A 21261-nucleotide genomic window follows, 5' to 3' on the forward strand; every position below is an offset into this window, starting at 1 on the left:
GGTAGCAACGTCAGGATTCCCAACCTTTTCACTCAAAGGATACACCATGACTGCCTCTATCAAAATCACCGCCTGCGACAATGAACTTCACGTCATCGCTTCCACTCCGTCGTTCTCTACTGAAATCTGCCATATCTCGTCCGGCAATAACGACCCGGTAGCCTATAACGTCAGCCTCGGCTCCATTCTGCCGGCCGGAACGTATTCGCTGACCATGGTCGGCATCAACTGGGGCGGCCCGGCCAAGTACGCTGTTGCGGTCACGAACAATGGCGTGACCACCCCGTACTCCTTCGAAAAGAACGACACGCCGCCTGGCGTCGCCTGGAACCAAACGATCACCGTCAAGGTATAAGAGTTTTGGAAAGACGGGCAATAAATTCAGCGCCGCTGGTGGCGTGAGAAAAATTCCAGCATCATCTTGCTGGCGTCCGGGCCGGCCTTGGCGTTGAAGGCCAGTGCCGGGTCGCCGCCGCTCCAGGCGTGCTCCAGGTCGGCGATCCGGGCGACGCGCAGCAGCAGTTTTCTTCCTTCGTAAAAATCATGCAGCTGGTGGGCGTTGTGGCGGCCGCCGCGTCCTTGCGGCTTGTGGGTGATCTTCGGCGCCGCCGACAGGCGGTTCAGCAGCCGGCTTTGGCGTGTCAGCTGGAGCTGGTTGATCGGGCGGACGACCTGGTCGCCCTCCCCCTGGATCAGGATCGCTGGCATGCCGGGGAATTGGGGATGGCGCATCAGCACTTCGTGCGCGGCGCTGTCCATGCGCGTGGCGGCGCCGTGCTGCATCACGCCCAGCGCGCCGATGGTGTTGTGCCCCGCGCCGAACACGGGGCCTGAGTGCAGCCCAACGGCGGCGAACAATTGCGGATGGTTCAGCGCGACGATGTTGGCCATGCCGGCGCCGGCCGAGATGCCGGCGATGTAGATGCGCGAGCTGTCGATGGCGTATTGCGTCATCACCTTGCCGATCATGCCAACGATGGTGGGGACATCGCCGCCGCCCTCCTGCGTGGCGCGGTCGTACCACTTCCAGCAGCGCTGCGCCTGCACGCTGACCAGCTGCTGCGGATACAGCACGGCGTAGCCCATCTGCTCGGCCCATTGATTCATGCGCGTGCCTTGTGCGAACTGGGTCGCGGTCTGGTGGCAGCCGTGCAGCATCACCAGCAGGGGCAGGCCTTTGCGTTGCGTGTCTTCGGGCGGCTTGCTGGGCAGGTAGAGCCAGTAGCTCATGCGGCGCGTCGGGGTGGCGTAGTGCGATGCCAGCCACTTGCCTGGCGATGGCGGGACGTGCGGTGCGCTTTGAACCCGCACAGCGGATGCCGGGGTCTGGCCCCGGACGGGGTCAGACCCCTTGCTGGCGGGTTTCGGCTTCGCGGCGGGCTTGCGTTTTCGTTTGGGCTTGGCGGCTGCGGGGGCGGTGAACAGCGCCGTCACGATCTTGCTGACGGAACGGCTTTGCCGCGTCCCCGAGCGGACCAGGCTGCGCAACAAACTGCTGGCGGATCTCTTCATCGCAGTGTTCTCCTGTTGCGATAAAGTCTACCTTGAAACCCGCCCCAGCCTGCGTGCGCCAGCGCGCTTAGCGCTGCATCGACTCCCATACTTTCTGCAGCCGCTTGGCCGATACCGGCATCGGCGTGCGCAGCTCCTGCGCAAACAGCGACACGCGCAACTCCTCCAGCATCCAGCGGAATTCCACCATCTTCGGATCGGTGTTCTTGCCGGCCGATTTGTCCTTGTTGGCGCGCTGGTACAGCATCGCGGCCTGCTGCCATTCGGCCATCAGCTTGGCGTCGCGCGCGGGGTCGCCGCGCAGCTTCTCGATGCGCACGTTCATCGCCTTCAGGTAGCGCGGGAAGTGCGACAGCTGGCTGTACTCGTTCTCCGACAGGAAGCGCTTGTTGACCAATCCCTGCAACTGCGACTGCATGTCGGCCGCCGCCTGCGCGGGCAGCCCTTGCAGGCGCTTGGGCAGGCCGTGGAACTCGGTCAGCACCTGCGACAGCAAACGCGCGATCTCGTTCACCAGCAGCACCAGGCGCGATTTGCCTTCGTCCTTGCGCTTGGCGAAACTGGCCGCGTCGATCGGCAGCGGGTCCTGCAGGCAGGCGATGTCCAGCGCCTTGTTGATGATTTGCTCGCGCAGCTCTTCCTGCGTGCCCATGCTCATGAACTGCATGCCCATCTGCTGCAGGCCGGGGATGCTCTTCTCGATGAACTTGATCTGGTCCTTCATCTGCAGCGCGAATAGGCGGCGCAGGCCGACGCGGTGAGTGCGCGCGGCCACGGTCGGATCGTCGAACACTTCCAGGTCGCAGTGCGTGCCCTTGTCCACCAGCGCCGGGAAGCCGATCAGCGTCAGCTTGCCCTGGGCGATTTCCAGCAGCTCCGGCAGTTCGCCGAAGGTCCACGAGGTCAGGCCGGTCAGCGTGATGCCGCTGGTGGCCGTCGGCGCGGCGGCTGGCGCGCCCTTGCCTTGCGCGGCCGGCGCGGACGGCGCGGCGCCGCCGGAGCTGCCAGCGCTGCCGCCAGTGCCCAGCGCGCGCATGCTCACGCCCTGACCGCCCGACGACTCGGCCATCTTCTGGAAGCTCTCGCGCGCCTGCGTGCCGAATTCCGCCTGCAGCGTGGCCAGGTTGCGGCCCATCTCCAGCTGGCGTCCGTGCTCGTCGATCACCTTGAAGTTCATGAAGTGGTGCGCCGGCAGCGTCTCCGGCTTGAAGTCGCTGGTCAGCACCGAGATCGTGATCTGCGCGCGGATGTCGGCGATGATCGCGTCGATCAAGTCGCCGCGCCCGAACACGCCCGCTTCGTGCACTCGCTCGCAGAACTTGGCCGCGTAATCCGGCAGCGGCACGCAATGGCGGCGCAGCTTCTGCGGCAGGGATTTGAGCAGCAGGTGCACCTTCTCCTTCAACATGCCCGGCACCAGCCACTCGCAACGCTCGCGCGGCAGCTGGTTCAAGGCGTACAGCGGCACGGCCATGGTCACGCCATCGCGCACGCTGCCCGGTTCGAAGTGATAGGTCAGCTGCATCTCCAGCCCCGTCACCGACATCATCTTCGGGAACAGGTCGGTGGTCACACCGGCCGCTTCGTGGCGCATCAATTCGTCGCGATTCAGGTACAGCAGCTTAGGCTCGGCGGCCGTGGCATCCTTGTGCCACTTCTCGAAGCCGGCGCCGTTGACCACGTCGGCCGGTATCAGCTTGTCGTAGAAGGCGGCGATCAGTTCATCGTCCACCAGCACGTCGAGGCGGCGCGACTTGTGCTCAAGGTTTTCGATTTCCTTGATCAGCTTATGGTTGTGCGCGAAAAACGGCGCGCGCGTTTCGTAATCGCCGCCGACCAGCGCATCGCGGATGAATATCTCGCGCGCCTCCACCGGGTTGAACAAGCCGTAGTTGATGCGGCGCTGGCTGTACACCACCAGCCCATACAGCGTGGCGCGTTCGGACGCGCTGACCTGCGCGGATTTCTTCTCCCAACGCGGCTCACCCCACGATTTCTTCAGCAGGTGGCCGCCGACCTTCTCCAGCCACTCCGGCTGGATCTGCGCCACGCAGCGCGCATACAGGCGCGTGGTGTCGACCAGCTCCGCCGCCATGATCCACTTGCCCGGCTTCTTCAGCAGCGAGGAGCCCGGCCAGATGTTGAACTTGATGCCGCGCGCGCCCAGGTAGCCGGCTCCCGGTTCGTCCTCGCTCTTGAAACCGATGTTGCCCAGTAGGCCGGTGAGCAGCGCCAGGTGCAGGTTCTCGTAGGTGGCCGGGGTGTCGTTGATGCGCCAGCCCTGCTCTTTCACGATGGTCAGCAGCTGCGAATGCACGTCGCGCCACTCGCGCAGCCGCAGTTGCGACAGGAAGTTGGTGCGGCAGTTGTCCATCAGCTGGCGGTTGGTCTTCTTGTGCTCAATCGCGTTCTCGAACCACTTCCATATCTTGATATAACTGAGGAACTCCGACTTCTCGTCGGCGAACTTCTTGTGCGCCTCGTCGGCGGCCTGCTGGTGCTCCATCGGCCGGTCGCGCGGGTCCTGCACCGACAGCGCGGAGGCGATGATCAGCATCTCGTCCAGACAGACGTTGTCCAGCGCGGCCAGGATCATGCGGCCCACGCGCGGGTCCAGCGGCAGCTTGGCGAGCTTCTTGCCCAGTGCCGTGAGCTGGTTGTATTCGTCGACCGCGCCCAGTTCCTGCAGCAGCTGGTAGCCGTCGGCGATGGCGCGCGCCAGCGGCGGTTCGATGAACGGGAAGGTCTCCACATCCGTCAGGTGCAGGGACTTCATGCGCAGGATGACCGACGCCAGCGACGAGCGCAGAATCTCCGGCTCGGTGAACTTGGGCCGCTGCAGGAAGTCCTGCTCTTCGTACAGGCGGATGCAGACGCCGTCGGCCACGCGGCCGCATCGGCCGGCGCGCTGGTTGGCGGCCGATTGCGCGATCGGTTCGATCTGCAGCTGCTCGACCTTGTTGCGGTAGCTGTAGCGCTTCACGCGTGCCAGGCCGGCGTCGACCACGTAGCGGATGCCTGGCACGGTCAGCGAGGTTTCGGCGACGTTGGTGGCCAGGACGATGCGGCGCGCGTTGGTCAGCTTGAACACGCGCTCCTGCTCTTCGGCCGACAGGCGGGCGAACAGCGGCAGGATCTCCACGTGCGGCGGATGGTGCTTGCGCAGGGCTTCGGCGGCGTCGCGGATTTCGCGTTCGCCGGGCAGGAACACCAGCACGTCGCCCGAGCCGAGGCGCGACAGCTCGTCGACGCCGTCGACCACGGCGTCCATCAGGTCGCGCTTTTCGCGGGCGGCGGCGGTGCGCTGGCCCTTGCCTTCGGCGTTGGCCACGGCCGGATTGACGATGTCGCTTTCGATCGGGCGGTAGCGCACTTCCACCTTGTACAGGCGGCCCGAGACTTCGATCACCGGCGCCGGTTTCTCCGGTGTGCCGAAGTGGCGCGAGAAGCGGTCGGCGTCGATGGTCGCCGAGGTGATGATCACCTTCAGGTCCGGGCGGCGCGGCAGCAGCTGCTTCAGGTAGCCGAGCAGGAAGTCGATGTTCAGGCTGCGCTCGTGCGCTTCATCGATGATGATGGTGTCGTAGTTCTTCAGCAGCGGGTCGGTCTGGGTTTCGGCCAGCAGGATACCGTCGGTCATCAGCTTGACCGAGGCGCCCTTGGTCAGCGTGTCGGCGAAGCGCACCTTGAAGCCGACCGTGACGCCCAGCGGCGTGCCCAGTTCCTGCGCGATGCGCTTGGCGGTGGACGAGGCGGCGATGCGGCGCGGCTGCGTGTGGCCGATCAGGCCTTGCTGGCCGCGGCCCAGCTCCAGGCAGATCTTCGGCAGCTGGGTGGTCTTGCCGGAGCCGGTCTCGCCGGAGACGATGATGACCTGGTGGCCTTGCAGCGCTTCGGCGATCTCGTGGCGGCGGCCGGAGACCGGCAGGTCTTCAGGATAGGTGATCGCTGGCAGCGGGTTGCGGAAGGCGCGTTCGGCGTCGCGCGCGGCCTGCTCCTCGGGCGTCAGGCGCGGCCGGGGCTCGCGGCGTGGCGGCGGCAGCGAGCCCTCGCCATCCGGCAGCGGCGCGCGCGAACCACCCCGCACCCCGGAGCCAGGGGTCTGACCCCGTACGGGGTCAGACCCCATGTCGGTTCGGGGTGAGCGTCCGCGCGCACGCCCCTCCCCTTGCGGGCGTGGCTGGCCCTGCCCCGGGCGGGCATTGGGCGCTTGCGGGGTGCGGGAGGGGGCGTTCTGCGTGCTGGCGGGCGCGCCGGACGCGCCTTTGGACTTGTTGCTGGCTTCTGACATTGTTTTTTACAAAGGTTTTGGCGCGGAAGTCGCGCACCGAATTATAATGCGCCTAATGGAAAACCCTACCCAATTCGTCCACTGGCTGCGCTCGGTCGCGCCGTACATCCACGCCTTCCGTGGCAAGACCTTCGTGGTCGCCTTCCCTGGTGAACTCGTCAGCGCCGGCGCGCTGCAGGTGCTGGCGCACGATTTGTCGCTGCTGCACGCGCTCGACATCAACGTCACCGTGGTCTACGGCTCGCGCCCGCAGGTGGCCGAGCAGCTGGCCCTGCGTAACGTCGAGGGCCGCTTCCACAACGGCCTGCGCATCACCGACACCGCCGCCATGGAGTGCGCCAAGGAGGCCGCCGGCGAGCTGCGCCTCGACATCGAGGCCGCCTTCAGCCAGGGCCTGCCCAACACGCCGATGTCGCACGCGGCCATCCGCATCATCTCCGGCAACTTCATCACGGCCCGCCCGCTGGGCGTGATCGACGGCGTCGACCTGGAGCTGACCGGCATCACCCGCAAGGTCGACGCCGAGACCATCCACTCCATCCTCGGCTCGGACGGCCTGGTGCTGCTGTCGCCGCTGGGCTTCTCGCCCACCGGCGAGGCCTTCAACCTGACCATGGAGGACGTGGCCTGCAGCACCGCCATCGCCCTGCACGCCGACAAGCTGATCTTCATCACCGAGACCGGCATGATGACCGACGCCGGCGGCGCCGAGATCCGCGAGCTGTCCTCGCACCAGGCCGAGGCCGTGCTGCAGGCCGGCTTCCTGCCGGACGCCACCGCCTTCTACCTGAAGCACTGCGTCAAGGCCTGCAACAACGGCGTCGAGCGCTCGCACATCGTCTCGTTCGACATGGACGGCTCGGCGCTGCTGGAGCTGTTCACCCACGACGGCGTGGGCACCATGATCTCGCACGAGAACCTGGAGTCGCTGCGCCAGGCCACCATCGAGGACGTGGGCGGCATCATCAAGCTGATCGAGCCGCTCGAGGCGGACGGCACGCTGGTCAAGCGCGGCCGCGAGCTGATCGAGCGCGAGATCGACTACTTCTCCGTCATCGACCACGACGGCGTGATCTTCGGCTGCGCCGCGCTGTACCCGTTCCCGGAGCAGAAGATGGCCGAGATGGCCTGCCTGACCGTCAACCCCGAGGTGCAGGCCCAGGGCGACGGCGAGCGCATCCTCAAGCACATGGAGAACCGCGCGCGCGCCATCGGCGTGCAGAAGCTGTTCGTGCTCACCACCCGCACCTCGCACTGGTTCCAGAAGCGCGGCTTCGTGCCGGCCACGGTGGACGCCCTGCCCAAGGACCGCCAGCGCATGTACAACTGGCAGCGCAAGTCCCAGGTTTTGATTAAGACCTTATAATCTCGTTTTACATACCGCTTTAGGAGCAACGCAGATGGCCCGCACCGTTCAATGCATCAAACTCAACAAGGAAGCCGAGGGCTTGGACTTTCCGCCGTATCCGGGTGAACTGGGTAAGAAGATTTATGAATCGGTTTCCAAGGAAGCCTGGGCGGCCTGGCTGAAGCACCAGACCATGCTGGTCAACGAGAACCGCCTGAACCTGGCCGACCAGCGCGCCCGCAAATACCTGGCCACGCAGATGGAGAAGCACTTCTTCGGCGACGGCGCCGACGCCGCCCAGGGCTACGTGCCGCCAAGCGAGTAAGCTGGTGGCAAACGCCGGCGGCGCCCGCCGCCGGCGTGTGGTGTTCTACATCAATTTACACTGTTTCAATTCGCATCTGGCCATGAAAACCTTACCGTTTTCGCAAGTCATGCGGTACACCTCGACCGGTCCCGGTTCGCTCACCAATCCCGCGCCCCAGCCGCCCGTGCAGCCCTGCCGCTTGGCCAGGCTCTCCACCGTCGCCGACGAGACGCCGGCGCGGAACGGCACTTTCTGGATTTCCACGCCGTCCACATAGGCCAGCGGCGTGCCGTCGTCGGCCGTGGTGCGCGGCGCCGGCTGGCGCGGCGCGGGCGCCGCGTCGCGCGGCTTGCCCAGCGGCGGCAGCCAGGAGCAGGCGCCCAGCAGCGCGGCGCAGGACAACAACAGCGGCAATCGTTTCATGGGGGAACTCTCACTGTAGTGGGCGGCGCTTTCAACCCCGCCACCGTGCCCGGCGGAAGCGGCTCCGCCACATAGGGGTCAGACCCCGGCGGGGTCTGACCCCGCCACGCGTTGGGGGTCAGAAGGTCAGCGTCTTGACGCCGTCCGCCGTGCCCAGCAGGCAGACGTTGGCGCCGCGCGCGGCGAACAGGCCGACCGCGATCACGCCGACGATCTGGTTGATCTGCTGCTCCAGCGCCACCGGGTCGGTGATCGACAGCCCGGCCACGTCGACGATCACGCCGCCGTTGTCGGTGATGAAAGCCTCGTCGCTGCCCGGCTTGAGGCGCAGCTTGGGCGTGCCACCCAGCTTGGCCAGCGCGCGCGTGACGGACGCGCGCGCCATCGGCAGCACTTCCACCGGCAGCGGGAACTTGCCCATCACGTAGACCAGCTTGGAGCCGTCGGCGATGCAGACGAACTGCTTGGCCACCGAGGCGACGATCTTCTCGCGCGTGAGCGCCGCGCCGCCGCCCTTGATCATGGCGCCAGTGCTGGTGATCTCGTCGGCGCCGTCGATGTAGACGGCGATCTCGGCCACGTCGTTCAGGTCGTACACCGCGATGCCGTGGCCGCGCAGGCGCGTCGCGGTCGCCTCGGACGAGGCCACCGCGCCCCGGATGCGGTGCTTGATCTTGGCCAGCTCGTCGATGAAGAAGTTGGCGGTGGAGCCGGTGCCGACGCCGATGATCTGGTTGTCCACCACGTAATCGATGGCGGCGCGGGCTACGGCTTGTTTCAGTTCGTCTTGGGTCATGATGTTTCTATAAGAGAGGAAAGGCGGTCCCGCTATTTTAACGGATCGCCCCCGCCCGCCCCGTTTTTCGGCCAAAAATTGCGCCGAGACAATACCAATTCCGCGCCGGTGTCGCAGACTGGCACAAGCGCAGCGGCCACGCAACGTTGCTTGCCAGCGAAGGGGCCGGATATGCGAGAATGATCGCGACGCAGCGCCCAATTTGATCGCGGGGACGGGATATGACGCTTACCAGAACAGTCTTGATAGTCGATGACAGCCGGGTGTCGCGCCTGATGGCGCGCCAGTACATCGGCGCCCTGCATGCCGACTGGATCGTCGAGGAGGCGGCCACCGGCGAGGAGGCGCTGCTCAAGGCGCGCGCCGCGCGGCCGGACCTGGTGCTGATGGACGTCAACATGCCCGGCATGGGCGGCATCGCCGCCGCCGAGCTGCTGCGCCAGGAGTTTCCCGCCACCCCGATCTCGCTGCTGACGGCCAATGTGCAAGCCGCCACGCGCGAGCGCGCCACGCTGCTGGGCATAGGCTTCATGGAAAAGCCGATCACCGAGGCGCGCATCGCCCAGCTGCTGTCCACCCTGGAAGCGGCCTGAGCATGTTCTCCCTGTCCGAACTGGAAAACGACGCGCTGATCGAGATCTTCAACATCGGCGTCGGCCAGGCGGCGGCGTCGATGAGCGCCATCGTCAACGAGGCGGTGCACATGTCGGTGCCGTCGGTGAGCTTCATCAACCGCGCCGAGGCCGCGCGCCTGCTGGACGGCAAATCGGCCGAGCCGGGCGCCATCTGCGGCGTCAGCCAGCACTACGAGGGCGCCTTCTCGACCGAGGCCATCCTCATGTTCCCCGAGGATAAGAGCCTGGAGATCGTGCGCCTGATGGTGGGCGAGGCGGTGTCGCAGAAGGAGCTCACCGAGATGGAGCAAGAGGCCATGTGCGAGATCGGCAACATCATCCTGAACTCCTGCGTGGGCACGCTGGCCAACATCTTCCAGCGCGAGCTGCAAGGCTCGCTGCCGCAGTACCACGTCGGCACCAGCGACGAGATCCTGATCGCCTCCGGCAGCCAGGCCGACACCGTGGTGCTGATGCTGCACATCGACTTCCTGCTGGAGAAGCACCAGATCCACGGCTACGTGGCCTTCGTGCTGGACATCTCGGCGCTGCACGACCTCAAGGAGCAGATCAACCTCTACATCGCCCGCGCGATGGGACAGGCATGATGAGCGACCTGACCGAAGCGCACCGCCTGCGCCTGCTGCACAGCGTGCTGTCCTCGGTGAACCTGGGCGCCATCGTGCTCGACCACGAGCGCCGCGTGGTGCTGTGGAACGCGTGGATGGCCCGGCATTCCGGCCTGGACCACGGGCAGGTGGCCGGCGCCGACTTCTTCGCCGTGTATCCGGACCTGCGCGGCGGCCGGGTCGAGTCGGCGGTCCAGCAGGCGCTGTACAACAACTTCCCGTCGCTGCTGTCGCAGACGCTCAACAAGGCGCCGTTCGCGCTGTACGCCGGCGCCCAGGGGGCCGCGCGCATCCAGCAGGCGGTGCAGGTGACGCCGATCGCGGTCGAGGGCGCGGCGCGCCACTGCCTGATCCAGATCACCGACGTCAGCATCGCGGTCGGGCGCGAGAAGCTGCTGCGCGAGCAGGCCATGGTGCTGCGCACCCAGACCTTCGCCGACGGCCTGACCGGCATCGCCAACCGCCGCCACTTCGACGTCGCCATGGAAAAGGAACACCGGCGCGCCAAGCGCGGCGGCACGCCGCTGTCGCTGCTGATGATAGACATCGACCACTTCAAGGCCTACAACGACCACTACGGCCACCAGAAGGGCGACCAGTGCCTGATCCAGGTGGCGGCCGCGCTGGCGGCCCTGCTCAAGCGCCCGTGCGACCTGATGGCGCGCTACGGCGGCGAGGAGTTCGCCATGATCCTGCCCGAGACCGACGTCGAGCAGGCCACCCTGATGGCCGAGGCGATCCACGCGCGCACCCGCGCGCTGGCCATCGCGCACGAGCGCAACTGCGAAGCCGCCCAGCGCGTCACGGTCAGCATCGGCATCGCCACCCAGCGGGTCGACGCGCCGGTCGAGATCGAGGCGCTGATCGGCGCGGCCGACCGCGCGCTCTACCTGGCCAAGCGCAACGGCCGCGACCGCACCGAGGCGCTGCTGCCGGCCTGATATCCGGCGCGGCGCGTCTGTGCTAGAGTGCCCGGGCATTCATGCAATAACAACAATGTTCCCGGGAGACCTATGAGAATCTTCGCACGCGCCAGCGCCGGCACCGATCTGCTGCGTCTGGTTTTATGCGCCATCCTGTTCACCCACGGCGCCTACCGCTTCTACGAGGGAAGCAGCCCCATCCTCGGCCAGATCCTGGAAGAGGAAGGCTTCCCGCACGGCAGCGGCACCCTGCTGGCGTACGCGGTCAACCTGACCGAGACGGTGGGCACGGTGCTGCTGGCGCTGCGCCTGCTGACCTTGCCCGTCTGCGCCGCGCTGACCGTCATCTACGCCACCGGCATCTTCCTGTTCCACCGCCACAACGGCTTCTTCGTGGTGGGACCGGGCACCGGCGGCTGGGAATACAGCGCGCTGCTGATCACCTGCCTGCTGGTCACCGCCTGGGAAGAGCTGAAGGCCCGGCGCGCTCAGGTCCAGATGCGGTAGATCCAGTAGCTTTCATCCTCGGATTGCATGATGCGCGCCAGCGCGTGCGGGCTGTGGCCGGTGATCTCGCGCGCCTCGCGGCACAGGTGGGCCTGGTCGGCATAGCCGCCGCGCGCGGCCACGTCGGACCACACCACCCGCCCGGCCAGGAACTCGTCGCGGGCGTCGAAGAACGATTGCTCGGCGCGCTGCAGGCGCAGCAGCTTGCGCATCGGCTGGCCTGCGCGCGCCTTGATGTGGCGCTCGATGCTGCGCACGCCGCGCCCGAGCGCGGTGTCGGCCACCTGCCACGCCAGATGGCGCACCCAGTCGCCGGCCGTCGCGCCCGGCCCGCCGGGGCGCGCCCCCTGCCAGCGCGGCGCCAGGAAGGCCTCCAGCACCGCCAGCCGCGCGGCGTCGTCGGCCGCGGCCAGCACCGCGTCGGACATCGCCCGCCACTCCGGCCCCAGCACGCGGTCCACCGCGTCCCAGCGGTCGACCCAGGCCGGCACGTCGATGCCGCCCAGCGCATGCATGGCCTGCGGATAAAACATCACCATCAGTATCCGCACCGGCCCCGGATTGTAGGTGACCATGGGGCGCGACTGCGGGCCGACGAACACGGCGCGCATTTCGGTCTTCGGTATGCCCGGCGGCTGCACCACCTCGGCCTCGCCCTCGATGAACCAGGTGATCGAACAATGCGGCGTGGCGGGGAAGTGATTGAAACGCTCGGCCGCATCGGTCAGCGGCCGCTCCACCGTGCTGCGCGTGATGTAGGCGCGCACGCAGGAGGCCAGCGCGAAGGGCGGCACGATCAAACGCGTCAGGGCTGGTTCGGTGTCGGACATTTGCAAAGTTTATACCAAAGCTGTCGCAAACGTTCAATACGGGCCGGCGGCGGCGCGGCATAGTGAGGCATCATCACACAAGGAAGCCGACATGGAACACGCCATCACCGCCGCCCCCGCCCTGCGCACCGTCGAGAGCCTGCCCGGACCACGTCCCTGGCCGCTGGCCGGCAACCTGCCGAACATGGACCTGCAGCACATCCACCGCAGCGTCGAGGCGTGGAGCAAGCGCTATGGGCCGATGTTCAAGATCACGCTGGGCAGCACGCCGATGCTGGTGCTGGCCGGGCACGAGCTGGTCAACGCCGCGCTGCGCGACCGCCCCGACGGCTTCCGCCGCCCCTCCATCACGGCCCAGGTGTCGGACGAAATGGGCGGACGTCCCGGCCTGTTCCTGGCCGAGGGCGCGGCCTGGCGCAACCAGCGCCGCATGGTGATGACGGCGCTGGCGCCGCACGCGGTGAAGGCCTACTTCCCGTCGCTGGTGAAGGTCGGCCTGCGGCTGCAGCAGCGCTGGCGCCAGGCCGCGCGCGACGGCGCCGCCATCGACCTGACCGAAGACCTGAAGCGCTTCAGCGTCGACGTGATCGCCGGCCTGGCCTTCGGCACCGACGTCAACACCATCGACGGCGGCGAGGACGTGATCCAGCGCCACATGGACGCCATCCTGCCGGAGGTGTCGCGCCGCTCGTTCTCGCTGTTCCCGTACTGGCGCTACGTGAAGCTGCCGCGCGACCGCCGGCTGGACGACAGCGTGCGCAATCTGGGCAAGGCGGTCGACGACCTGGTGGCCGACGCGCGCGCCCGCCTGGCGGCCGAGCCGCACCGGCGCGAACGTCCCGCCAACCTGCTGGAGGCGATGATCTGCGCGGCCGACGAAGGCGACAGCGGCGTCGACGACATCACCGTGGCGGGCAACGTCACCACGCTGCTGCTGGCCGGCGAGGACACCACCAGCAACACGCTGGCATGGATGCTGTACCTGCTGCAAAAGAATCCGGCCGCGCTGCGCAAGGCGCGCGAGGAAGTGCGGCGTATCGCGCCCGACACGGCGGCGTTCACCATCGAGCAGATGGACGCGCTGGACTATCTGGACGCCTGCGCGCAGGAAGCCATGCGCCTCAAGCCCGTGGCGCCCTTCCTGCCGCTGGAAGCCTTGCGCGACAGCGTGATCGGCGACGTCCGCATTCCCAAGGGCGGTCTGGTATGGTGCGTGATGCGCCACGACAGCATCAGCGACAACTACGTGCCGCAGGCCGGCCAGTTCGATCCCGAGCGCTGGCTGCAAAAGGGCGACGGCGCGATGGACAAGCATGTGTCGATGCCGTTCGGTTCCGGCGTGCGCACCTGCCCCGGGCGCTATCTGGCGCTGCTGGAGATCAAGCTGGCCGGCGCCATGCTGCTCAACAGCTTCGACATCGCCTCGCTCGACACGGTGGACGGCAAGGAGCCGGACGAGCTGATGGCCTTCACGATGTCGCCGGTCGGCCTGCGCATGCGGCTGCGGAACCGCGTGGGCTAAGCATCCGCCACATCGAGATGGGCGGAAAAGCCCGACAGCCCGGGCGCCACATCGGCTTTCAACGTCATGGCGGGGATGTCGTAGTCGCCGCCATTCTGAGAGCGGAACGGGATCGGCGCGGTTTGCGCAAGCGTGTCGAGACGCTCTCCGAATTCGTCGCGCACTGCGGAGAACCTGGCGTCGTCCATGCGTTCGGCGCGGTACACCACCAGCGGCGGCAGGACATCGAAGCCGGGGTAGTACAGGATGCCATGCTGAATGGGGAACAGCAGATCGTCGATAGCGCCGTTGACGCCGCGCGGGCCGTAATGCGACGCCCATCCGCCAGCCGTGACCACCAGCATGGCGCGCTTGCCGGCCAGCGTGCCCTCGCCGTAGCGGTCGCCCCAGCGCACATCCGAATGCTCGCCGACGCCGTAGCCGAAGCCAAAGGCATAGACCCGCTCAAACCAACCTTTCATAATAGCCGGCATCGAAAACCACCACATCGGGAACTGGAAAATGACGGTATCGGCCCAGCGCAGCTTGTCCTGCTCGCGGGCGATATCGGCGCTTTGTAAATCGTTGGCGTAGGCGCGCCGGGAATCCCCCACCGGATCGAAACGGTCGCCGGCCGGGCCGCCGACGACATCGCCGGCATCGACCAGCGCCTTCCATTTCATCGCATACAGGTCGGACACCTGGACGGCGTGTCCCGCCGCTTCAAGACGCCGCACCGCGAAGTCTTTCAACGCGCCGTTCAACGACTTCGGTTCGGGATGGGCATACACAATCAGAACATTCATTACGCTACTCCTTGAGTGGAAAACACCAGCATAGGAGCGGATCAGGTATATTAGAAATGAATTTCCAATATCCCAGGTATAGCCATGAATAATCTCCGCCGTCTGGACCTCAACCTGCTGGTGACGCTGGACGTGCTGCTCTCGGAGCACAACGTGACGCGGGCGGCGGAGCGCCTGAACTTTTCGCAGCCATCCATCAGCGTACACTTGTCAAAGCTGCGCGACATCTTCGGCGATCCGCTGCTGCTGCCCGGGCCGCGCGGCATGCGCCCCACCGCGCGCGCCGACCAATTGCGCGAACCCTTGCGGCTGGCGCTGGAAGCGCTGGGCCGCGCGGTGTCGCCAGCCAGTCCATTCGATCCGCGGGAGGCGAATCAAACGTGGCGCGTCGCCGCCAGCGACTACGGCGAATCGACCATCCTGTTGCCGGCGCTGGCGGGCTTGCGCGCGGCGGCTCCGGGAACGCGGCTGGCGGTGCACGAACTGATCCCGCCACGCATCGCCAGGCAGGCGGAATCGGGCGAGATCGACCTGGCTTTCCACATCAGCGAGGAAGCGCCGCCGGGCATGCGCCATCGGCTGCTGTTCCGGGAGCGTTACGTACTGGCGGGACGCCACGGCCATCCGCGCCTGAAACGGCGGCCGACGCTGGCGCAGTTCTGCGCCATGGAGCATGTCATCGTATCGCCCGACGGCGGAGGGTTCAGCGGCGTCACGGATCGCGCGCTGGCAGCGGCTGGCTTGCCGCCACGGAGGGTGGCGCTGTCGGTGCCGCACTTTCTGTTTGTGATATCGGCGCTGGCGAGCACCGATATGGTCGCGATGCTGCCGGAGCGACTGGTGAAAGACCATCCAGCGCTGCGCCGCGTGGCGCCGCCGGTCGAGGTGCCCGGCTATGAGATGGCCATGTTGTGGCACGAGCGCTCGCATCGCGACCCGGCGCATCAATGGCTGCGCGAGCACATCGCCAGCACGGTGGCTTGAGTATATACTTCGGCGCTGAAGGCTTGGTCACCAATGAAGGATGTATATGAAGATGCTGTCTCGCGTTGACGCGAACGTCGCTGCCGAAATCCACCGGCAGTTTCCGCAATTGAAGCAAATCAGGGAGCTGGACTCGGACGGCGGCATGGAGCGCGTGGCGATCTCCGTGTTCGACCACTGGCTCGACGACGAGAGCGAATGGCATCTGCTGGACTGCTTCGAAGGCCAGGAGCGCGTGGCGCGCAACAAGAAGTTCGGGCAGCACTGGGCGGCGCTGTACGACCTGACGCCGGTCTACACGCTGCGCCACCGCGGCCGCTGGCCGGCGAAGGCCAAGCTGGTGCTGAAGCGCTACACCGACCGCGAAGGCTACCTGCGCCAGTCGCGCTTCAACGACTACGGCGTGCCGTCGCAATTCATCATCCTGCCGGAACTGGGCTGCATCTACGCGGCGGGCTGGGACGACACCAACATCCTGTATTTCAAAAACAAGGAGCAGGCCGCGCCGGTGCTGGAACTTGCCACGAAGGCCGGCCTGTTCTGCCTGAATCCCAACCGCTATTAATGCCGCGCTACGGAATGCAATGAATCCCCCTGCCGAACCTGGAAAGCCAATTACGGCAGCCGCTCTCAGAAAAGTCATCCGCGAAGAACTCTCGATGCTGAGGAAAAATGAGAAGCCTGGCTGATCTGCCATATCGCCAAGTTCAAGGAGCCTTGAGGCCCGAAAGGATCAAAGCCATCAGTTCTTCATTGCGATAAGCTCATGAGACACACTCTCTCAGGAGCCCATGATGACGAACGCAGTTTCTTCCGCATCTTCGCTGTTCGGCGTAGAATTTCATCATGCACACCGTGGCTGAAACAGCTGTTTTCGTCCGGTACGCCGCTGAGATCTGGAGCGAAGACGAACGCATGGAATTCATTTCATGGATTGCAAGCCATCCCGATGCCGGTGATGTTATTTCCGGTAGCGGTGGCTGCCAAAAAGTACGCTGATCAACGCGGGGGAAAGGCAAACGAGGCGGCGCAAGAATAATTTATTTTTGTACCGCAGACGAAGTTATCTGGCTCCTGATCGTCTACACGAAGTCAAAATTCGACAAGCTCCCGACAACATTTCTGGCTAATCTGAAAGAAGGAATTGAAGATGCCCTCTGAGAAAGAAGACTTCCAACGCGATTTGCTGGAATCGGTAAAGCAGATGCGCTCAGGGCAGGCAGCTCGGTTGACGCAGGTGGAAACGCCTGCGGCGGAAGAAGTGTCGCTGCGCCTTCCGGTTGAGGTGATCGAGCGCTGGAAAGCCACTGGGCCTGGGTGGCAGCAGCGCATGAGCGACTTGCTCAGTAAAACGGCGCCCTAGGCGCCGTCGTTTCAACTTACCGCAACCCGCTGGCCGCCTTGGCCAGGTCGGTGATCCGATCCCAGTCGCCGGCGGCGATGGCGTCTTTCGGCGTCAGCCACGAGCCGCCCACGCAGGCGACGTTCTTCAACGCCAGGAACTGCGACGCGGTCTCTTGCGAGATGCCGCCGGTCGGGCAGAACATCACGTCCGGCAGCGGGCCGCCGATCGCGTTCAGCATGCCGATGCCACCGGCAGGCACCGCCGGGAACAGCTTCAACTGACGGAAACCATGCTCGCGCGCCGCCATCACTTCGGACGGCGTCATCACGCCCGGCAGCAGCGGCAGGCCGCTGCTCTTGGCGGCGGCAATCAGCGCCGACGTCAAACCCGGCGACACGCCGAACACCGCGCCCGCATCGCGCGCAGCGGCAAACTCTTCCGGCTGCGTCAACGTGCCGACGCCGACGATGGCGCCTTCCACTTCCGACATGGCCTTGATCGCGCCCAGGCCGTGCTTGGTGCGCAGCGTCACCTCCAGCACCCGGATGCCGCCGGCCACCAGCGCGCGCGCCAGCGGGACCGCATGTTCAGGTTCGTCAATCGCGATCACAGGGATCACGGCCGAAGTACGCATAATGTCGAGCAGAGTCATGGTCATGATTTACGCATCTTTCTTCATCGAGTAATCTTCATCGGAACCCGGCACGGTATTGCCGACCGGGTCTTTGTCATGCAGGCCCACCGTGGTGGGAATCGGCGACGGCAGCCCGAAGGTGGTCGCGCCCTTCTCCGCCTCGCACACGCTGTTGCGGAACATGGCGAACAGTTCGCGGCCCATGCCCACGCCGTTCGGCGTCAGGTCGGCCGTGGCCAGCGAGCGCGAATGCCACACGCTCGATTCGACCAGCGCTTCCAGCGTGCCGGTCTTGGCGCACACGCGGATGATGTCGCCGTCGCGCACCAGGCCCAGCGGACCACCGGCCAAAATCTCAGGCGACACGTGGATCGCCGCCGGCACCTTGCCCGACGCGCCCGACATGCGGCCGTCGGTGACCAGCGCCACGTGGCGGCCCGCGTCCTGCAGGTTGGCCAGCGCCGGCGTCAGCGCGTGCAGTTCCGGCATGCCGTTGGCGCGCGGCCCCTGGAAGCGCAGCACGGCCACGAAGTCGCGATCAAGCTGGCCGGCCTTGTAGGCGTCCATGAAATCCTCCTGCGAGTTGAACACCAGCGCCGGCGCCTCCACCGTCTGATGCTCGGGCTTGACGGCCGACACCTTCATCACGGCGCGGCCCAGGTTGCCCTGCACCAGCACGGTGCCGCCGTCCGGCGAGAACGGCGCGCTGATCTTACGCAGCACCGCCTCGTCGCCCGACTCGGTCGGCGCATCCTTCCAGACCACGCCCTTGCCGCCCTCGCCCAGGAACGGCTCGGCGCAGTGCGCGCGCAGGCCCTTGCCCAGGATGGTGGTGACGTCGTCGTGCAGCAGGCCGCCGTCCAGCAGTTCGCGGATGACGAAGCCGGTGCCGCCGGCGGCGTGGAAGTGGTTCACGTCGGCGTTGCCGTTCGGGTAGATGCGCGTCAGCAGCGGCACCACTTTCGACAGCTCGTCGAAGTCGTTCCAGTCGATGACGATGCCGGCCGCCTTGGCGATGGCCACCAGGTGCAGCGTGTGATTGGTCGAGCCGCCGGTGGTCAGCAGCGCGACCACCGCGTTGACGATGGACTTCTCGTCGACCACGTGGCCGACCGGCAGGTATTCCTGCGATTGCGCGGTGATGACGGCGGCGCGCTTGGCGGCGGCCTTGGTCAGCTCGTCGCGCAGCGGCGTGTTCGGGGTGATGAAGGCGGCGCCCGGCAGGTGCAGGCCCATCACCTCCATCAGCATCTGGTTGCTGTTGGCGGTGCCGTAGAAGGTGCAGGTGCCGGCGCTGTGGTAGGACTGCGATTCGCCTTCGAGCAGCTCGGCGCGGCCGACCTTGCCCTGCGCGTACAGCTGGCGGATCTTGGCCTTCTCGGAGTTCGACAGGCCGGTGGTCATCGGGCCGGCCGGCACGAACACGGCGGGCAGGTGGCCAAAGTGCAGCGCGCCGATCAGCAGGCCGGGTACAATCTTGTCGCACACGCCCAGGTAGACGGCGGAGTCGAACATATTGTGCGACAGCGCAATGGCGGTCGACATGGCGATGGCGTCGCGCGAGAACAGCGACAGCTCCATGCCCGGCTGGCCCTGGGTGACGCCGTCGCACATGGCGGGCGTGCCGCCGGCGAACTGGGCGACCGCGCCGACTTCGCGCACCGCGTCCTTGATCAGCGCCGGGAAGCCTTCGAACGGCTGGTGGGCCGACAGCATGTCGTTGTAGGCCGAGACGATCGCCACCGATGGCTTCTTGAGTTCCTTGAGCGACAGCTTGTCGTTGGCGGGGAAGGCGGCGAAGCCGTGCGCCAGGTTGGTACAAGCGAGCGCGCCGCGCTGGACGCCCTTGACGCGGGCCGCCTCAAGATGGGCCAAATACGCGCCGCGCGACGGCTTGCTGCGCTGGATGATGCGTGCGGTGACGGTTTCTAGGACTGGATGCAACGCCATGATCGTTCCTTATGAATGAATTCCGTGAAATTTTACTACAAAATTCCGAATTCAAGCTACTTTTATTATCCCGCCCGCGTCCGATGGGCCTGCCCACCCGACCCGCCCAGCCCGGAAACGATAGTTTTCACGGAAGCGTAGTGAATTTACCGGATTTTCCTGTATCATTCATGCATCCCCTCCCTCAGACTTAACGACGCCCAACGATTATGCGCCAGCCAGCACTGACCACCACTTCCAGCTTCCTAGCCCTTGAATCCCACGCAGCCGACGCCAGGAACTGGCAACTGCGCCAGCTGTTCGCAGCCGACGCGCAGCGCTTCCCCAAACTGACGGTGGACGCGGCCGGCCTGTTCCTCGATTATTCGAAGAACCGCCTGAACGCCACCACCATCGGCCTGCTGCTGGACCTGGCCCGCGAACGCGGCGTGGAGCGCCAGCGCGACGCCATGCTGGGTGGCGAGAAGATCAATCTTACCGAACATCGCGCCGTGCTGCACACGGCCCTGCGTATGCCGCGCGGCAAGGCGCTGACCGTGGACGGCCAGGACATCGCGCACGACGTGCACGCGGTGCTGGACCAGATCAAGGACTTCACCGATCGCGTACGCAGCGGCGCCTGGCTGGGCCACACCGGCAAGCCGATCACCGACGTCGTCAACATCGGCATCGGCGGCTCGGACCTGGGACCGAAGATGGCCGTGCTGGCGCTGCGCTCGTACGCCCATCCGCGCCTGAAGATGCACTTCGTCTCCAACGTCGACGGCCATGACATGGACGCCGCGCTGGCGCAGGTCAATCCCGAGACCACGCTGTTCATCATCGCCTCCAAGACCTTCGTCACCGCCGAGACCATGCTCAACGCCGGCACCGCCCGCAACTGGTTCCTGCAGTCGGCCAAAGAGGAAGACCTGGCGCGCCACTTCGTCGCCGTCTCCACCAACATCGAAGCCGTGAAGGCCTTCGGCATCGACCCGGCCAATATGTTCCCATTCTGGGACTGGGTCGGCGGCCGTTATTCGGTGTGGTCGGCGATCGGCCTGGCGGTGGCGCTGGCGGTGGGCTTCGGCTACTTCAGCGCCTTCCTCGGCGGCGCGCACGCGATGGATGAACACTTCCGCGAGGCGCCGCTGGAGCAGAACATGCCGGTGCTGCTGGCGATGGTCGGCTTCTGGAACCGCCAGTTCCTGGGTGCCGGCTCGCTGTCGATCGCGCCGTACCACCAGGACCTGAGCCGCTTCCCGGCCTACCTGCAACAGCTGGACATGGAGAGCAACGGCAAGCGCGTCACGCGCGGCGGCGCCGAAGTCGACACGCCGACCTGCCCGGTGGTGTGGGGCGAATGCGGCACCAACGCGCAACACGCCTACTTCCAGCTGCTCCATCAAGGCACCGACGTCACGCCGATCGACTTCATCGCCGCGCTGCGCGCCACGCACGACCTGGCGGGACATCACGATTCGCTGCTGGCCAACTGCTTCGCGCAATCGGAAGCCTTCATGACCGGCAAGACCGCCGCCGAAGTGCGCGCCGACCTCACCGCGCAAAAACTGAGCGAGGCCGAGATCGACGAACTGGTGCCGCACAAGACCTTCCCCGGCAACCGTCCGTCCAACACCATCCTGATGGACCAGCTGACGCCGTCCACGCTGGGCGCGCTGATCGCGCTGTACGAGCACAAGACCTTTGTGCAGGGCGTGATCTGGGACGTCAACAGCTTCGACCAGTGGGGTGTGGAGCTGGGCAAGGTCCTCGCCAAGAACATCCACGCCGAGCTGACCGGCGACATCAAACCGGAACGCCACGACAGCTCCACCAATGGCCTGATCATCATGGCCAAGGCCGCACAACACATCTAAGA

At 66.0% G+C, this 21261-nt stretch carries 21 protein-coding genes; 13 read left to right on the forward strand and 8 right to left on the reverse strand.

Annotation, left to right across the window (positions count from 1 at the left end; all coding sequences use genetic code 11):
* The first annotated feature begins 46 nt into the window (after positions 1-46).
* Positions 47-355 carry a hypothetical protein gene (locus AC07WS_RS06365; RefSeq protein WP_494728242.1) on the forward strand — a complete coding sequence of 103 codons (309 nt, stop codon included), beginning with the start codon at positions 47-49 and terminating at the stop codon, positions 353-355.
* Between the two features lie 26 nt (positions 356-381).
* On the opposite strand, the gene AC07WS_RS06370 is transcribed toward AC07WS_RS06365, so the two are convergent.
* Positions 382-1512, reverse strand: a complete 1131-nt coding sequence (locus AC07WS_RS06370; RefSeq protein WP_494728243.1) for an extracellular catalytic domain type 1 short-chain-length polyhydroxyalkanoate depolymerase — start codon at positions 1510-1512, stop codon at positions 382-384.
* A 67-nt stretch (positions 1513-1579) separates the two neighbouring features.
* Entirely contained in the window at positions 1580-5641 is a 4062-nt protein-coding gene (hrpA, locus tag AC07WS_RS06375) for an ATP-dependent RNA helicase HrpA (RefSeq protein ID WP_494728244.1), read from the reverse strand.
* 217 nt (positions 5642-5858) lie between these two features.
* Here hrpA and argA point away from each other — a divergent pair, with 217 nt between their 5' ends.
* Both argA and AC07WS_RS06385 read left to right on the forward strand, forming a co-directional pair.
* Entirely contained in the window at positions 5859-7169 is a 1311-nt protein-coding gene (argA, locus tag AC07WS_RS06380; protein WP_494728245.1) for an amino-acid N-acetyltransferase, read from the forward strand.
* Positions 7170-7203: 34 nt separating this feature from the next.
* The gene (locus AC07WS_RS06385; RefSeq protein ID WP_494728246.1) at positions 7204-7476 is read left to right on the forward strand and encodes an oxidative damage protection protein; all 273 of its coding nucleotides are present in this window, start codon (positions 7204-7206) and stop codon (positions 7474-7476) included.
* Between the two features lie 45 nt (positions 7477-7521).
* Here AC07WS_RS06385 and AC07WS_RS06390 read toward each other — a convergent pair whose 3' ends face one another.
* Positions 7522-7881: a hypothetical protein gene (locus tag AC07WS_RS06390; RefSeq protein WP_494728247.1), complete on the reverse strand. Its 360-nt coding sequence runs from the start codon at positions 7879-7881 to the stop codon at positions 7522-7524.
* A 118-nt stretch (positions 7882-7999) separates the two neighbouring features.
* Positions 8000-8677, reverse strand: a complete 678-nt coding sequence (gene rpiA / locus AC07WS_RS06395) for a ribose-5-phosphate isomerase RpiA (protein ID WP_494728248.1) — start codon at positions 8675-8677, stop codon at positions 8000-8002.
* A 221-nt stretch (positions 8678-8898) separates the two neighbouring features.
* Between rpiA and AC07WS_RS06400 the strand changes: the two genes are divergently transcribed.
* The 4 genes from AC07WS_RS06400 to AC07WS_RS06415 all read left to right on the forward strand — a co-directional run bounded on the left by AC07WS_RS06400 (position 8899) and on the right by AC07WS_RS06415 (position 11350).
* Positions 8899-9270 carry a response regulator gene (locus tag AC07WS_RS06400; RefSeq protein ID WP_494728249.1) on the forward strand — a complete coding sequence of 124 codons (372 nt, stop codon included), beginning with the start codon at positions 8899-8901 and terminating at the stop codon, positions 9268-9270.
* A gap of 2 nt (positions 9271-9272) precedes the next feature.
* Positions 9273-9899: a chemotaxis protein CheX gene (locus AC07WS_RS06405; RefSeq protein WP_494728250.1), complete on the forward strand. Its 627-nt coding sequence runs from the start codon at positions 9273-9275 to the stop codon at positions 9897-9899.
* Positions 9896-10861: a diguanylate cyclase gene (locus AC07WS_RS06410; protein WP_494728251.1), complete on the forward strand. Its 966-nt coding sequence runs from the start codon at positions 9896-9898 to the stop codon at positions 10859-10861. The genes AC07WS_RS06405 and AC07WS_RS06410 overlap by 4 nt, the downstream gene beginning before the upstream one ends.
* A 72-nt stretch (positions 10862-10933) precedes the next feature.
* A complete protein-coding gene (locus AC07WS_RS06415; protein ID WP_494728252.1) occupies positions 10934-11350 on the forward strand; it encodes a DoxX family protein in 417 nt (138 codons plus the stop codon).
* Here AC07WS_RS06415 and AC07WS_RS06420 read toward each other — a convergent pair.
* The gene (locus AC07WS_RS06420; RefSeq protein ID WP_494728253.1) at positions 11332-12180 is read right to left on the reverse strand and encodes a helix-turn-helix domain-containing protein; all 849 of its coding nucleotides are present in this window, start codon (positions 12178-12180) and stop codon (positions 11332-11334) included. The two genes, AC07WS_RS06415 and AC07WS_RS06420, sit on opposite strands and share 19 nt — an antisense overlap.
* 91 nt (positions 12181-12271) lie before the next feature.
* Between AC07WS_RS06420 and AC07WS_RS06425 the strand changes: the two genes are divergently transcribed.
* Positions 12272-13702 (forward strand): cytochrome P450, encoded by a 1431-nt coding sequence (locus AC07WS_RS06425; RefSeq protein ID WP_494728254.1) that lies wholly within the window; start codon positions 12272-12274, stop codon positions 13700-13702.
* Here AC07WS_RS06425 and AC07WS_RS06430 read toward each other — a convergent pair.
* On the reverse strand, positions 13699-14487 hold the full coding sequence (locus AC07WS_RS06430; RefSeq protein WP_494728255.1) for an NAD(P)H-dependent oxidoreductase: 789 nt from the start codon (positions 14485-14487) through the stop codon (positions 13699-13701). The genes AC07WS_RS06425 and AC07WS_RS06430 overlap by 4 nt on opposite strands.
* Positions 14488-14571: 84 nt before the next feature.
* Here AC07WS_RS06430 and AC07WS_RS06435 point away from each other — a divergent pair, with 84 nt between their 5' ends.
* The 4 genes from AC07WS_RS06435 to AC07WS_RS06450 all read left to right on the forward strand — a co-directional run bounded on the left by AC07WS_RS06435 (position 14572) and on the right by AC07WS_RS06450 (position 16834).
* Positions 14572-15471: a LysR family transcriptional regulator gene (locus tag AC07WS_RS06435; RefSeq protein ID WP_494728256.1), complete on the forward strand. Its 900-nt coding sequence runs from the start codon at positions 14572-14574 to the stop codon at positions 15469-15471.
* A 52-nt stretch (positions 15472-15523) separates the two neighbouring features.
* The gene (locus AC07WS_RS06440; protein ID WP_494728257.1) at positions 15524-16036 is read left to right on the forward strand and encodes a hypothetical protein; all 513 of its coding nucleotides are present in this window, start codon (positions 15524-15526) and stop codon (positions 16034-16036) included.
* Positions 16037-16317: 281 nt separating this feature from the next.
* Positions 16318-16470, forward strand: coding sequence for a hypothetical protein (locus AC07WS_RS06445; RefSeq protein WP_494728258.1), 153 nt, complete (start codon positions 16318-16320; stop codon positions 16468-16470).
* 151 nt (positions 16471-16621) lie between these two features.
* Positions 16622-16834, forward strand: a complete 213-nt coding sequence (locus AC07WS_RS06450; RefSeq protein WP_494728259.1) for a BrnA antitoxin family protein — start codon at positions 16622-16624, stop codon at positions 16832-16834.
* Positions 16835-16850: 16 nt separating this feature from the next.
* Here the strand turns inward: AC07WS_RS06450 and eda are convergent, their stop codons facing one another.
* Complete coding sequence (gene eda, locus AC07WS_RS06455; protein WP_161087327.1) at positions 16851-17474, reverse strand: bifunctional 4-hydroxy-2-oxoglutarate aldolase/2-dehydro-3-deoxy-phosphogluconate aldolase; 624 nt, start codon at positions 17472-17474, stop codon at positions 16851-16853.
* Between the two features lie 3 nt (positions 17475-17477).
* Complete coding sequence (edd, locus tag AC07WS_RS06460; protein ID WP_494728260.1) at positions 17478-19400, reverse strand: phosphogluconate dehydratase; 1923 nt, start codon at positions 19398-19400, stop codon at positions 17478-17480.
* A 209-nt stretch (positions 19401-19609) separates the two neighbouring features.
* Here edd and pgi point away from each other — a divergent pair, with 209 nt between their 5' ends.
* Positions 19610-21259 (forward strand): glucose-6-phosphate isomerase, encoded by a 1650-nt coding sequence (gene pgi, locus AC07WS_RS06465; RefSeq protein ID WP_494728261.1) that lies wholly within the window; start codon positions 19610-19612, stop codon positions 21257-21259.
* The last annotated feature ends 2 nt before the right edge of the window (positions 21260-21261 follow it).

It is taken from the genome of Duganella sp. GW821-FHT01E12 (assembly GCF_059422325.1).

Coding starts and splice junctions, on each gene's coding strand:
- AC07WS_RS06365 (WP_494728242.1), top strand. CDS start 47: ATGACTGCCTCTATCAAAATCACCGCCTGCGACAATGAACTTCACGTC.
- AC07WS_RS06370 (WP_494728243.1), bottom strand. CDS start 1,512: ATGAAGAGATCCGCCAGCAGTTTGTTGCGCAGCCTGGTCCGCTCGGGG.
- hrpA (WP_494728244.1), bottom strand. CDS start 5,641: ATGGGGTCTGACCCCGTACGGGGTCAGACCCCTGGCTCCGGGGTGCGG.
- argA (WP_494728245.1), top strand. CDS start 5,859: ATGGAAAACCCTACCCAATTCGTCCACTGGCTGCGCTCGGTCGCGCCG.
- AC07WS_RS06385 (WP_494728246.1), top strand. CDS start 7,204: ATGGCCCGCACCGTTCAATGCATCAAACTCAACAAGGAAGCCGAGGGC.
- AC07WS_RS06390 (WP_494728247.1), bottom strand. CDS start 7,881: ATGAAACGATTGCCGCTGTTGTTGTCCTGCGCCGCGCTGCTGGGCGCC.
- rpiA (WP_494728248.1), bottom strand. CDS start 8,677: ATGACCCAAGACGAACTGAAACAAGCCGTAGCCCGCGCCGCCATCGAT.
- AC07WS_RS06400 (WP_494728249.1), top strand. CDS start 8,899: ATGACGCTTACCAGAACAGTCTTGATAGTCGATGACAGCCGGGTGTCG.
- AC07WS_RS06405 (WP_494728250.1), top strand. CDS start 9,273: ATGTTCTCCCTGTCCGAACTGGAAAACGACGCGCTGATCGAGATCTTC.
- AC07WS_RS06410 (WP_494728251.1), top strand. CDS start 9,896: ATGATGAGCGACCTGACCGAAGCGCACCGCCTGCGCCTGCTGCACAGC.
- AC07WS_RS06415 (WP_494728252.1), top strand. CDS start 10,934: ATGAGAATCTTCGCACGCGCCAGCGCCGGCACCGATCTGCTGCGTCTG.
- AC07WS_RS06420 (WP_494728253.1), bottom strand. CDS start 12,180: ATGTCCGACACCGAACCAGCCCTGACGCGTTTGATCGTGCCGCCCTTC.
- AC07WS_RS06425 (WP_494728254.1), top strand. CDS start 12,272: ATGGAACACGCCATCACCGCCGCCCCCGCCCTGCGCACCGTCGAGAGC.
- AC07WS_RS06430 (WP_494728255.1), bottom strand. CDS start 14,487: ATGAATGTTCTGATTGTGTATGCCCATCCCGAACCGAAGTCGTTGAAC.
- AC07WS_RS06435 (WP_494728256.1), top strand. CDS start 14,572: ATGAATAATCTCCGCCGTCTGGACCTCAACCTGCTGGTGACGCTGGAC.
- AC07WS_RS06440 (WP_494728257.1), top strand. CDS start 15,524: ATGCTGTCTCGCGTTGACGCGAACGTCGCTGCCGAAATCCACCGGCAG.
- AC07WS_RS06445 (WP_494728258.1), top strand. CDS start 16,318: ATGCACACCGTGGCTGAAACAGCTGTTTTCGTCCGGTACGCCGCTGAG.
- AC07WS_RS06450 (WP_494728259.1), top strand. CDS start 16,622: ATGCCCTCTGAGAAAGAAGACTTCCAACGCGATTTGCTGGAATCGGTA.
- eda (WP_161087327.1), bottom strand. CDS start 17,474: ATGACCATGACTCTGCTCGACATTATGCGTACTTCGGCCGTGATCCCT.
- edd (WP_494728260.1), bottom strand. CDS start 19,400: ATGGCGTTGCATCCAGTCCTAGAAACCGTCACCGCACGCATCATCCAG.
- pgi (WP_494728261.1), top strand. CDS start 19,610: ATGCGCCAGCCAGCACTGACCACCACTTCCAGCTTCCTAGCCCTTGAA.